This is a genomic window from Collinsella aerofaciens (assembly GCF_039752955.1).
Taxonomy (GTDB): Bacteria; Actinomycetota; Coriobacteriia; order Coriobacteriales; family Coriobacteriaceae; genus Collinsella; species Collinsella aerofaciens_BI.
Genome location: NZ_JBDMHB010000005.1, coordinates 23,778 through 36,476, shown reverse-complemented (window position 1 = coordinate 36,476; position 12,699 = coordinate 23,778). Strand labels below are relative to the sequence as shown.

At 61.0% G+C, this 12,699-nt stretch carries 10 protein-coding genes; 7 read left to right on the top strand and 3 right to left on the bottom strand.

Translation table 11 applies throughout. The features are described from left to right. Positions 1 to 5 precede the first annotated feature (5 nt). The 3 genes from ABHR75_RS02370 to ABHR75_RS02360 are packed head-to-tail and all read left to right on the top strand — an operon-like array spanning position 6 to position 4,185. Positions 6 to 1,367 (top strand): M50 family metallopeptidase, encoded by a 1,362-nt coding sequence (locus ABHR75_RS02370; protein WP_346963526.1) that lies wholly within the window; start codon positions 6 to 8, stop codon positions 1,365 to 1,367. Positions 1,368 to 1,380: 13 nt separating this feature from the next. Further along, positions 1,381 to 2,463: a flavodoxin-dependent (E)-4-hydroxy-3-methylbut-2-enyl-diphosphate synthase gene (gene ispG / locus ABHR75_RS02365; protein WP_346963525.1), complete on the top strand. Its 1,083-nt coding sequence runs from the start codon at positions 1,381 to 1,383 to the stop codon at positions 2,461 to 2,463. Then, complete coding sequence (locus tag ABHR75_RS02360) at positions 2,464 to 4,185, top strand: proline--tRNA ligase (protein WP_229090669.1); 1,722 nt, start codon at positions 2,464 to 2,466, stop codon at positions 4,183 to 4,185. Between the two features lie 178 nt (positions 4,186 to 4,363). Here ABHR75_RS02360 and ABHR75_RS02355 read toward each other — a convergent pair whose 3' ends face one another. The 3 genes from ABHR75_RS02355 to rpmB all read right to left on the bottom strand — a co-directional run bounded on the left by ABHR75_RS02355 (position 4,364) and on the right by rpmB (position 8,555). After that, positions 4,364 to 5,128, bottom strand: a complete 765-nt coding sequence (locus tag ABHR75_RS02355) for an aminoglycoside phosphotransferase family protein (RefSeq protein ID WP_006236119.1) — start codon at positions 5,126 to 5,128, stop codon at positions 4,364 to 4,366. An 89-nt stretch (positions 5,129 to 5,217) separates the two neighbouring features. Further along, positions 5,218 to 7,866, bottom strand: a complete 2,649-nt coding sequence (gene adhE / locus ABHR75_RS02350) for a bifunctional acetaldehyde-CoA/alcohol dehydrogenase (RefSeq protein ID WP_346963524.1) — start codon at positions 7,864 to 7,866, stop codon at positions 5,218 to 5,220. 500 nt (positions 7,867 to 8,366) lie between these two features. Then, complete coding sequence (gene rpmB, locus ABHR75_RS02345; RefSeq protein ID WP_022094725.1) at positions 8,367 to 8,555, bottom strand: 50S ribosomal protein L28; 189 nt, start codon at positions 8,553 to 8,555, stop codon at positions 8,367 to 8,369. A 451-nt stretch (positions 8,556 to 9,006) separates the two neighbouring features. Between rpmB and pyrR the strand changes: the two genes are divergently transcribed. The 4 genes from pyrR to ABHR75_RS02325 all read left to right on the top strand — a co-directional run bounded on the left by pyrR (position 9,007) and on the right by ABHR75_RS02325 (position 12,697). Continuing rightward, positions 9,007 to 9,591, top strand: coding sequence for a bifunctional pyr operon transcriptional regulator/uracil phosphoribosyltransferase PyrR (gene pyrR / locus ABHR75_RS02340; protein WP_117770320.1), 585 nt, complete (start codon positions 9,007 to 9,009; stop codon positions 9,589 to 9,591). Between the two features lie 4 nt (positions 9,592 to 9,595). Next, positions 9,596 to 10,540 (top strand): aspartate carbamoyltransferase catalytic subunit, encoded by a 945-nt coding sequence (locus tag ABHR75_RS02335; protein WP_035138537.1) that lies wholly within the window; start codon positions 9,596 to 9,598, stop codon positions 10,538 to 10,540. Then, positions 10,524 to 11,813 carry a dihydroorotase gene (locus ABHR75_RS02330; RefSeq protein ID WP_161161343.1) on the top strand — a complete coding sequence of 430 codons (1,290 nt, stop codon included), beginning with the start codon at positions 10,524 to 10,526 and terminating at the stop codon, positions 11,811 to 11,813. The genes ABHR75_RS02335 and ABHR75_RS02330 overlap by 17 nt, the downstream gene beginning before the upstream one ends. A gap of 116 nt (positions 11,814 to 11,929) precedes the next feature. Next, entirely contained in the window at positions 11,930 to 12,697 is a 768-nt protein-coding gene (locus ABHR75_RS02325; protein ID WP_271760422.1) for a dihydroorotate dehydrogenase electron transfer subunit, read from the top strand. The last annotated feature ends 2 nt before the right edge of the window (positions 12,698 to 12,699 follow it).

Genomic DNA, 12,699 nt, shown 5'->3' with positions numbered 1-12,699 from the left:
GTTTTATGGATACTGTTCTGAGCGTTCTCTCATCGGTCTTTTGGGGCCTGCTGATGCTTTCCGTCCTCGTGTTTTTGCACGAGGGCGGCCACTTTTTGGCGGCGCGTGCCTGCGGCGTCCGTGTGACCGAGTTCTTTTTGGGCCTGCCGTGCCGCTTTGACATCCATTACACGTCGCGTCGCATTGGAACCAAGTTTGGCGTGACCCCGCTGCTGCTGGGTGGCTACGCTGCCATTTGCGGTATGGATCCGACCGACGTCTCGTGTGCCGACCGCGTGCTCGCGGCTATCTATCGTCATGGTCGCGTGACCGTGGCCGACCTTGCTGTCGAGCTTGAGCTTTCCGAGGAGGATGTGCTCGAGGCATGCGCCCTGTTGCTGGGCTGGGGTTCCATCGCACCCTGGTATGAGGAAGGGGAGAAGCCCTCGCCGAGCTACTATCCCACCAGGTATCAGACGCTGCCGCGAGATGCGGCGGGTTACACTACCTTTGACGGCCGCCGTTTCGATCGCGAACATTCAACTGCCGAGGGCGATGTATGGGAGCTGCCGTGCGGCGAGGCCGAGTTCCTTGCACAAGAGCGTTCGCACACCTATCTTGGCCAGGGCTTTCTCAAGCGCGCCTTTATGCTGCTCGCGGGCATTCTCGTCAATATCCTGACGGGCTTTTTGCTGCTTATGAGCATCTACTCTATTGCGGGTGTCACCGTGCCGATGGATACCAACGTGATCGGTCAGGTTGACGAGGGGTCTATTGCCGCCAAGGCGGGTATCGAGGGCGGCGACGCGATCCTTTCGGTTGACGGTGTCTCATGTTCCACTTGGATGGACGTCTACGATGCTATCGGCAAGGCCGCCGGTAAGGATGATATCGCCATTGAGTATGAGCGCGACGGCAAGCAGCATTCGACCTCGGTTGCGCTCAAAAAGGACGAGCGCCTAGGTGTGTATGCCTCTACGCAGGTGGTCCGTTTAGACCCCATCACGTCGGCTCGCCTGTCGTTCTCCTATGTCGCGCAGACGGCGGAGGGCGTGATGCGCCTGCTCCAGCCGCAGCATACGATGGAGATTCTCGATCAGTCTTCTTCGATCGTGGGTATTAGTGTTATGTCCTCACAGGCTGCTGCTGCCGGCCCTGCCACGTTCCTTTCGTTTGCCGCCCTCATTTCGTTCTCGCTTGGCTTTATGAACCTGCTGCCCATCCCACCACTCGATGGCGGCAAGCTGGTCATCGAGATCATTCAAAAGATTGTGGGCCGCGAGCTTCCGCTCAAGATCCAGACGATTGTGAGCTATGTGGGCATCGCGCTCTTTGCGCTTCTGTTTGTCTATATGCTTCGTTCCGACATCCTTCGATTTATTCTGTAGGGGAGTGTTTGGATTGTCTTTATCCCATTCTTTGCCTCGCGAGTTGACGCGCCCCGTGCATGTGGGCGGCGTGCAGATCGGTGGCGGCGCGCCGGTGGTGGTCCAATCCATGACCTGCACCGATACCGCTGACGCCCAGGCAACGCTTGCACAAGTGTGCGCGTTGGCGCAGGCTGGCTGCGATATCGTGCGCGTGAGCGTGCCCACCGAGGCCGCGCTTGAGGGTTTCCGCACCATCTGTGCCGAGTCTCCGGTGCCGATCGTCGCCGATATTCACTTTAACCGTAAGCTCGCCATCGGCGCCGTCGAGGCCGGTGCCGCCAAGCTTCGCATCAATCCCGGCAATATCGGCGATTGGGCTAAGGTCGATGCCGTCATCGACGCCGCCGGCGCTGCGGGCTGTGCGATTCGCATCGGTGTCAACGCCGGCTCACTCGAGCAGGATATCGCTGAGCGCGACGAGCTTACGCAGCCCGAGAAGCTCGTGATGTCGAGCGAGCGCTTCGTCAAGCACTTTGAGGACCGCGGTTTTACGAACATTGTGCTTTCGGCCAAGGCCCATAGCGTGCAAACGACGCTTGATACCTATCGAGCCCTGTCGCGTGAGATTCCCCACGTTCCGCTTCACCTGGGCGTGACGGAGGCGGGGACCAAGCTTCAGGGCACCATTAAGAGCTCGGTGGGCCTTGGTATTCTGCTGTCTGAGGGTATCGGTGACACCATGCGCGTCTCGCTCACGGCCGATCCGGTCGAGGAGCCGCCGGTCGCCTGGGGCATTCTGCAGTCCCTGGGCCTGCGTCGTCGTGGCCCTGAGATCGTCTCGTGCCCCACGTGCGCCCGCTGCCAGGTTGACCTCATTCCCATTGCTGAGGAGGTCACCGAGCGGCTTAAGAACTACTCCGCGCCGCTTTCGATTGCCGTCATGGGATGTGCCGTTAATGGCCCCGGCGAGGCTTCCGACGCCGACCTAGGCGTGGCCTGTGGACGAGGTCAGGCCTTGCTCTTTTCGCATGGCCAGATCATTGGTAAAGTAGCTGAGGACCAAATTGTCGACGCGCTTATGGCAGAGGTCGACAAGCTTATTGAGGAGAAATAAATGACCCGAGCAATGTATATGTCTAAGCTCTATGCGCCGACGCTTAAAGAGGATCCGGCGGACGCTGAGCTCGCCAGCCACCGCCTGCTGCTCCGTGCCGGCATGATCCGCAAAGAGGCCGCCGGCCTGTATTCCTATCTGCCGCTCGCATGGCGCTCGATCCGCAAGATCGAGAATATCGTGCGCGACGAGATGGACGCTGCCGGTGCCCAGGAGCTTATGATGCCTATCATGGTCGACGCCGAGTTGTGGCGTGAGTCCGGCCGCATCGACGCCTATGGCAAGGAGCTTGTGCGCTTTGACGACCGTCACGGTCGCGAGTTCGTCCTGGGTCCCACCCACGAGGAGACCGTCACGGCCCTGGTGCGCAATGAGCTGCGCTCCTACAAACAGCTGCCCGTCAACCTGTACCACATTCAGGACAAGTTCCGCGACGAGTTCCGTCCCCGCTTTGGCCTGATGCGCGGTCGCGAGTTCATCATGAAGGACGCCTACAGCTTCTCCGCCACGCAGGAGAGCCTGCAGGAGGAGTACGACAAGATGAAGCAGGCCTACGCTAACATCTGCGAGCGCTGCTACATCAAGGCTCTGCCCGTTGTCGCCGACTCCGGCGAGATCGGCGGCGACACTTCCGTCGAGTACATGGCTCTTGCCGACGCCGGCGAGGCTTCGCTCGTCTACTGCGACGATTGCGGTTTTGCTGCCGATGACGAGGCTGCAAGCACCAAGGTCGTTGTGACCGAGGGCCCCGGCGATGGCACGCTCACCAAGGTCGAGACTCCGGGTATGGGCACCATCGAGGCCGTTGCCAAGTTCTTCGGCTTCCCCGAGAACGGCACGCGCAAGTCGCTGGCACTCATCGACTCCGAGGGCAAGCCGGTCGTGGCCATTGTCCCGGGCGACCACGAGCTCAATGACTGCAAGGCCGAGCATGTCTTTGGCAAGGGCTACCGCATGATGACCGACGAGGAGCTTCAAGCGAACGGCCTGCACAAGGGCTTTATCGGACCGGTCAACCTGCCCGAGGGCATCCGTCTGGTGTGCGACGAGAGCCTGCGCGATTCCAAGCAGTGGGCCTGCGGTGCCAACGAGGTCGATTATCACTTTACCGGTGCCTGCCCCGAGCGCGACTTTACCGTCGATGAGTGGGCCGATCTGGTCACCGTTGTCGCCGGCGACCCCTGCCCGCACTGCGGCAAGCCGCTCTCCGCTGCCCGCGGCATCGAGGTCTCTCAGGTCTTCCAGCTGGGCACCAAGTATTCCGAGGCCATGGGTGCCACCTTTATGGACGAGGATGGCAAGGAGAAGCCGCTCATCATGGGCTGCTACGGCGTTGGTGTGTCCCGCTCGCTCGCTGCCGTCGTGGAACAGCACAACGACGAGCACGGTATCGTCTGGCCGGTCTCCGTTGCCCCGTACGAGGTCGCGGTGATTCCGCTCGATCCCAAGAAGGAGGAGTGCGCTACCGTCTGCGAGCAGATCGTTGATGGCCTGTGCGCCGAGGGTATCGAGGTCGTCGTCGATGACCGTGACGAGCGTCCCGGCTTTAAATTTGCCGACAACGACCTTATGGGCTTCCCGTATCAGGTCGTTCTGGGTAAGCGTGGCCTCAAGAACGGCACCGTCGAGCTCAAGGACCGTGCTACGGGTGAGCGCGAGGACGTGGCGATCGACGAGGTCGTCGCCAAGGTCGCCGAGCTTGTGAAGGCGGCACGCCGTTAATCGGCGATTTCGCTTGTAGTTCGATATACGGGACGGCCCCGCATTTCTCCAGATAGGGGAGATGCGGGGCCGTCCTTTTATCTTGTCGGCGTACTCAATCGCTAAAAGGAAACCCCACAGCCCATGCGAGCTGCGGGGTTTCCTTTGTGCCTCCGATGCGAAATAAATCGCTCAGATATTACTGATAATCGACGACGTCGATCCAGTTCTTCAGGAACTCATCGTTCACGTTGCGCTTACGAGCGAGCTCGGAAGCGGCGACGATGCTCGTCCACTGACGCACGACCTGCATGGGCATGTCGGCGCGGTCGCAGTAGAGCTCTAGATAAGCCTCGGCCTGGTCCTTGCTGTTGAGGGCAAAGAGCAGGTAGGTGGTGGCAACGTCGGCAGCAGGGGAGCCCTGGGTAGCGTGTGCCCAGTCGCACACATAGAGCTGGCCGTCGTCGCCGACGATGACGTTGGAGGGGTTGAAGTCGCCGTGGCAGACCTTGAACTCCTTGGTCATACCGTCCAGACGCTCCTGAAGGTTGTAACGCGTGGTGGCATTGAGCTGATCAAGGCTGTCGATCATGCGGGCGAACTTGTCGCGCTGACGGTTGAGCAGCGGGGAGGTGTAGCCGTGGATCTCGATCTGGAGGTCGACGAACATCTCGAGGTACTCACCGAAGCGCTGGGGCTCGGCAGTCATCTTCTCGGCAAGGGTGGTGCCCGGAACCTTCTCGGTCACGAGCGCCCAGCCGTTGGCGTTCTCGAGCTGGGAAACCTCGAGAGCCTTGGGGCTGCGGATGCCGCACTCATTGATGCGGGCAAGATTCAAAGCCTCGTTGAACACGTCGGAGACAGGCTTGGTCTCGTTAAAGACCTTGACGATCTTGTCGCCCAGGTCGTAAACGACCTTGTTGCCACGGCGGACGAGCTCGGTCTTGGAATCGGGTAGCAGCATGGTTGCATCCTTTCAACGATGCGATAGAAGCGACGGCGGGGGTGTGTGAAACACCCGTGCACCCCCGCCGCAAAAAACCGTGCTAAAAACTAGCAGACGGCGTAGTCCTGGGGCTCGCGGCCGTAGTAGGCGTCCAGGTAGAGCTCCTTGATCTCGCTCATGAGCGGGTAGCGCGGGTTAGCGCCGGTGCACTGGTCGTTGAATGCCTGCTCGGTCATCTCGTCGAGGGTGTCGAGGAAGTACTGCTCGTCAACACCGTAGTCGGCGATGGTCTTCTTGACACCGATGAAGTCCTTGAGCTCCTCGAGCTTCGTGATGAAGTTCTCGAAGACCTCCTTGTCGTCCTTGCCCTCGATACCGCAGTACTTGGCCATCTCGGCGTAGTTGTGCAGCGCGTTGGGGTAAGGATACTGGGAGAAGGTACCCATCTTGACGGGAGCCTCGGCGGCGTTGTAGCGCATGACGCGGGTCAGGATGACGGCGTTAGCGATGCCGTGGGGCAGGTGATGGAAAGCGCCGAGCTTGTGAGCCATGGAGTGGTTGAGGCCCAGGAAGGCGTTGGCGAAGGCCATACCGGCCATGCAGGAGGCGTTGTGCATCTCCTCGCGGGCGTGCGGGTCCTTGGCGCCGTTCGTGAAGCTGGAGGGCAGGTTCTCAAAGACGAGCTTGGCAGCGCGCTCGGAGAGGCCCTTGGTGTAGTCGGAAGCCATGATGGAGACGTAGGACTCGATGGCGTGGGTCATGACGTCGATGCCGGAGGCAGCGGTCAGGCCGCGCGGGGCGGTCATGCAGTTGTCGGCGTCGACGATAGCCATGTTGGGGAGCAGCGCGTAGTCGGCGAGCGGCCACTTGATGCCGGTCTCCTTGTCGGTGATGATGGCGAACGGCGTGCACTCGGAGCCGGTACCCGAAGAGGTCGGGATGGCGACGAAGTAGGCCTTCTTGCCCATCTCGGGGAAGGTGAAGATACGCTTGCGGATGTCCATGAAGTCCATGGCCATGTCCTCAAACTTGCACTCGGGGTGCTCGTACATCATCCACATGATCTTGCCGGCGTCCATAGCGGAGCCACCGCCGACGGCGATGATGACGTCCGGCTCAAAGAGAGCCATCTGCTTGGCGCCGCGACGTGCGCACTGCAGCGACGGATCGGGCTCGACGTCGTAGAAGCAGTCGTGGGCGATGCCCATCTCGTCGAGCTTGGCCTCGATGGCGCGGGTGTTGCCATTCTTGAAGAGGAACTGGTCGGTGACGATGAAGGCGCGCTTCTTGCCCATGACGTTGCCCAGCTCGTCGAGGGCGACGGGCGTGGAACCCTTCTTGAAGTAGACCTTCTCGGGAGCGCGGAACCACAGCATGTTCTCACGGCGCTCGGCCACAGTCTTAACGTTGATCAAGTGCTTCACCCCAACGTTCTCGGAGACGGAGTTGCCGCCCCAGGAGCCGCAGCCCAGGGTCAGAGACGGCTTCATGCCAAAGTTGTACAGGTCACCGATGCCGCCGTGCGAGGACGGGGTGTTGATGACGATACGGCAGGCCTTCATGACGTGCTCGAACAGGCTGATCTTCTCGGCCTGGGCGGGGTGCACGTACAGAGAGGCAGTGTGGCCCGGGCCACCGGCGAGCACCAGGTGCTCGGCCTTGTCGACGGCCTCCTGGAAGTCCTTGGCGTGGTACATTGCCAGGACCGGGGAGAGCTTCTCGTGGGAGAACTCCTCCTTGGCGGGGTCGGTGGAGGTGACCTCGGCGATCAGGATCTTGGTCTTGGCGGGAACCTCGATGCCGGCGAGCTCGGCGATCTTGGCAGCGGCCATGCCGGGGATGCGGTGATCGAGAGCGCCGTTCTTGAACATGGCGGCACGCAGGGCCTCCATCTCGGCACCCTGCTTGACGAAGTAGCAGCCGCGCTTCTGGAACTCGGCCTTAACCTGGTCATAGATGCTGTCGATGACAGTCACGGACTGCTCGGAAGCGCAGATCATGCCATTGTCGAAGGTCTTGGAGTGGATGATGGAGTTGACGGCGAGCAGCACGTCGGCGGTGTCGTCGATGACGACCGGGGTGTTACCGGCGCCAACGCCCAGGGCGGGCTTGCCCGAGGAGTAAGCGGCCTTGACCATGCCCGGGCCACCGGTGGCGAGGATGATGTCGACGTCGCGCATGACCATGTTGGTCAGCTCGATGGAGGGGACATCGACCCAGCCGATGATGCCCTCGGGGGCGCCGGCCTTGACGGCGGCGTCAAGCACGAGCTTGGCGGCGGCGATGGTGCACTTGGCGGCAGCCGGGTGCGGGGAGATGATGATGGCGTTGCGGGTCTTCAGGCAGATCAGCGTCTTGAAGATCGCGGTGGAGGTGGGGTTGGTCGTCGGGATGACGGCGCCCACGATGCCGATGGGCTCGGCGACCTTGGTGATGCCGTAAGCCTCGTCGCGCTCCAGGACACCACAGGTCTTGGTGTTCTTGTAAGCGTTGTAGATGTACTCTGCGGCGTAGTGGTTCTTGATGACCTTGTCCTCAAGAACGCCGCGGCCGGTCTCCTCGATGGCCATCTTCGCCAACGGGATACGAGCCTTGTTGGCGGCCATGGCGGCCTCATAGAAGATCTTGTCGACCTGCTCCTGCGTGTACGTAGCAAAAAGCGCCTGGGCCTCTCGCATCTGAGCGAGCTTAGCCTCAAGCGCCTCTACGTTGTCCACAATTGCGGGAGTAGTGTTTTCCGGTGACTTTTTCACCATTTGTGTCTCCTTGCGATCGGAGATTTACCCTACGCCTTGCATGATAGCAAGAAATTATTCGGTGAACGGTCAGATTCCCGTAAAAGACAAACTAAAACGCTTCAATCAAATGAACCGTTTCAACTAAAACTATGCCCAATGCATCGCCCCGCTCATTGGGGACAGACTCTCATGAGTATTTCAATGGGAAAACGGGACATCTGTTTGATAATCGCTATTCGCGGGTCGCGGTTGAGTCGGACACACAGGCGGTGCAGCTACTCGATTACATCCATTTCAATCCCGTGTAAGGTGCGTCCGACTCGCTCGAGGCGTACCGTTAGTTACAAGGCATACCAGCTGCGCTATGATCCCTTTGACATCTGCAAACCCTCATATAAGTCTGTCCCCAATGAGTGCAAAAAGGCGCCCTCCGTAGGGGAGGACGCCTTTGGTAAGTTCTATATGAACGCGAGGTCTTTGACCCGGAGAGTCCGAGGTACTTGTTGGTAAGACCTTATTTAGGAGCGCGCAACCTTGCCAGACTTGAGGCAGGTGGAGCAAACGTTCATCTTGCGACGGTGACCATCGACGACGACGTAGACGCGCTGGATGTTGGGGCGGAACTTACGGTTGGTGACGCGGTGAGAGTGGCTGATGGAGCGACCGGCAACGGGGTGCTTACCGCAAACTTCGCAAACTTTGGACATAACTGACCCTCCTTGGGCGACAAACGAACATGTCGCGTTAACAAACAAGCCTGAACTATAGCACAGAAGTCACTCCCTGTGCGCAATCTACACAGAGATATTCCTCTTTTGGCGATAGTGCCCACGCCACGGCCCTGGACGTAGATCCGATTTGCGTGCAGCAGAGGGGATTATGCCAGCTCGTGCATGCGTTTTCAAGCTCGTCCCACAAATATATATAGGTTTATTGGGCTTTGGGCTCCGTTTACGGATTGCTCTGTATTTATGCTCGCAATTAAGCTCGAGGTTGGCTACACTATCCCTTGACCATTAAAGGGGTACGAGATACCCACATGGAATTACATAGCTGCCAAAGAGCAGCCCTTCCTGTGGGTGTCTGGTCCGCTTTGAGCGGTCGGGCATCTATTTTTTTGACTGTGTCAGCAGTCAAGACATGTGAGGAAGGAGATCGATGGGCACGACTTCCCCCAAGGCGGTCATCATGGACGAGACCGCCGTCAATCGAGCGATGACTCGCATCGCGCACGAGATTCTCGAGCGCAACGAGGGCTGTGAAGACCTCGCTCTGGTTGGCATCGTCACGCGCGGCGACCTTCTGGCAAAGAAGCTCGCCGAGGAGATCAAGGAGATCGAGGGCGTCGAAGTTCCGCTCGGCAGCCTGGACATCAGCTTCTACCGCGATGACTACGCTACCAATTTCGCTCCCGCGATCCACGCTACCAACATTCCCTTCAGCGTCGACGGCAAGCGCGTCGTGCTGGTGGACGACATCCTGTATACGGGCCGTACCATCCGCGCCGCTCTCGACGCCGTCATGGACCTGGGCCGTCCGAGCCGCATTGAGTTGGCAGTCCTCGTTGACCGCGGCCACCGCGAGCTCCCCATCTCGCCGGACTTTGTCGGCAAGAACGTTCCCTCGTCGCATGAGGAGAACGTGCATCTATATATGAAGGAAGTCGACGGCCACACCGCCGTCGAGATCAACGACGTCGCGCCGGGCTCCCACGTGGGTTCTGCGCCGCTGGGAGGTGAGTAGTACCGTGGCGTTCAACCATAAGCACCTGATCGACATTACCGAGTACTCCGAAGAGGATATCAAGCTCATCCTCGAGACCGCCAAGGCGTTCTCCGAGGTCAACGAGCGTGCGATCAAGAAGGTCCCCACGCTCAAGGGCAAGACCATCGTCAACATGTTCAACGAGCCCTCGACGCGCACCCGCAGCTCCTTCGAGCTCGCCGAGAAGCGTCTTTCGGCCGACAGCCTTAACTTTGGCGGCTCCTCGACCTCCACGGTCAAGGGCGAGAGCCTCGTCGACACCGTCGAGACCCTCAACGCCTATAAGATCGACTGCATCGTCGTGCGCGATAAGCACGCCGGCGCTCCCTACATCGTCACGCAGAACTCGCCCGCAAGCGTCATCTGCGCCGGTGATGGCAAGCACAACCATCCCACGCAAGCCCTGCTCGACCTGTACACCATCTGGGAGCACAAGGGCGACTTCCACGGTCTGAAGGTCGCTGTCGTCGGCGATATCGCCCACTCCCGCGTTTGCGGCTCGCTGATTCCCGCCCTTAAGATCATGGGCTGCGAGACCTATGCCGTCGCCCCCGGCACGCTGCTGCCGCCGGCGCCCGAGGTCCTGGGCTGCGACCACGTGACGAGCGACCTCGATTCCGTCCTGCCCGAGCTGGACGTCGTCTACATGCTGCGCGTGCAGCAGGAGCGCCTCGAAGGTGCCCCGTTCCCGACCATTCGCGAGTACCACAAGCTCTTCGGCCTGACCAAGGACCGCGAGAAGCTCATGAAGCCCGATGCGATCATCTGCCACCCGGGCCCCATCAACCGCGGCGTCGAGTTCGACTCCTATATGGCCGACCACCCGCAACGCTCCGTCATCCTGGAGCAGGTCTACGCCGGTATCTGCGTGCGTATGGCTATCCTGTATCTGCTGCTTGGAGGTGCCGATAATGGCCTTGCTTCTTAAGAATGCCCACGTCGTCGACCCGTCTGTCGAGCTTGACGGTGTCGTTGACGTCCTGATTGACGGCGATAAGATCGCCGAGGTCGGCGAGAATCTCGCCGTCGAGGGAGCCGAGGTCCGCGACCTTTCCGGCAAGTACCTCGTCCCCGGCCTGGTGGATATGCACGTTCACCTTCGCGAGCCCGGCTATGAGGTCAAAGAGGACATCGAGAGCGGCACCCGCGCAGCTGCCAAGGGCGGCTTCACCGGCGTGTGCGCCATGCCCAACACCGATCCCGTCACCGATAACGGCACCGTCGTGGAGTTCGTCAAGTCCCGCGCTGCCGAGGTCGGTCACTGCCGCGTCTATCCGTCGGGCGCCATGACCCGCGGTCTTAAGGGCGAGGCCATGTCCGAGATGGGCGATATGGTCGCCCACGGCGCCGTCGCCTTCACCGACGACGGTCGCGGCGTGCAGGGCGCGGGCATGCTCCGTCGTTGCATGGACTACGGCAAGATGTTCGGCAAGGTCTTTATGAGCCACTGCCAGGACGAGGATCTGGTCGGCCACGGCCAGATCAACGAGGGCAAGGTCTCGACCCGTCTGGCCCTCGAGGGTTGGCCGGCTGCCGGCGAGGAGCTCCAGATCGCCCGCGACATCGAGATCGCCAAGCTGACTGGTGCCAAGCTGCACATCCAGCACATCTCCACCGCCCATGGTCTGGAGATCGTGCGTGCCGGTAAGGCCGCTGGCGTTCAGGTTACCTGCGAGGCCACCCCGCACCACATGTTCCTGACCGAGAACGACCTGGACGAGACCTACAACACTTCGCTCAAGGTCAACCCGCCGCTGCGTACCGAGGAGGATGCCGAGGCCATTCGTCAGGGCGTCATCGACGGCACCGTCGACGTTATCGTCACCGATCACGCTCCCCACACCCCGTGGGAGAAGGCCCGCGAGTTCGAGCTTGCGCCCTTTGGCATGATCGGCCTCGAGACCTCGCTGTCGCTCGTACTCACCGAGCTGGTCAACACGGGCAAGATGAGCATGGGCCGTATGGTCGAGCTCATGGCCATCAAGCCGCGTGAGATCCTGGGCCTCGACCAGGTTCAGGTCAAGGCGGGCTCCGTTGCCGACCTGACCGTGTTCGACGCGTCCGCCACCTGGACGGTTGGCGAGGACGGTTACGAGTCGCGCGCCGAGAACTCCGGTTTTGCCGGCCGCACGCTCACCGGTCGTGCCACCGATGTGTTTGTCGGCGGTAAGCAGACGCTTGCCGACGGCTGCATCTGCTAGCATAGCCTTATCGCTTTTGTGCGCGGCGCCCTTGCGGTGCCGCGCTTTCTGTTCGTTTTGACCATGCAACCGCATGGGGGATTGGAGCGTCTATGCCCACACCTTCCACTGCACGCATGCACGACTTCGAGGTCGTCTCGAACCAGGAGATCGCCGACGGCATCTTCTCGCTCGTCATCTCGGCCCCCAAGCTTGCAAGTGCGCTCAAGCCCGGTCAGTTTGTGAACATCGCCGTACCCGGCGATGCGTCCTCGCTGCTTCGCGTGCCCCTGAGCTACTACCGCGCCGACGCCGAGGCCGGCACCGTCGAGCTGTGGTACGCCGTCGTGGGCGACGATACCCGTCGTTTGTCCCAGATGGGCCCTGGCTCCACCTCTAACCTGCTGGGCCCCGGTGGCCGTGGCTGGATGGTACCCGAGGGCACCAGGAAGGCCCTGCTCGTCGCCGGTGGCATCGGCGTTCCGCCTGTGCTGTGTCTTGCCGGTATGCTTGCCGAGCAGGGCGTGGATGTTGACGTGTGCCTGGGCTTTGGCACCGCTTCCAAGGCCGTGGGTGTCGATGAGTTCCGCGCGCTGGGCGCCACGGTCAACGTTTGCACCGACGACGGCTCGCTCGGCACGCACGGTTTTTGCACCGATCCTGCCGCCGAGCTGCTCGGCGAGGGCGCCTACGACTACGTCGCCAGCTGCGGCCCCGCTGTCATGATGAAGAAAGTCGCCGCCGCTGCCGCCGAGGCCGGTGCGTACTGCGAGGTGTCGCTTGAGCGCATGATGAGCTGTGGCTTTGGCGCCTGCAACACCTGCAATGTCGAGACGGTCGACGGTATGAAGGGCGCTTGCATGTGCGGCCCCGTGTTCGATGCTTCCAAGGTGGTGGTCTTCTAGTG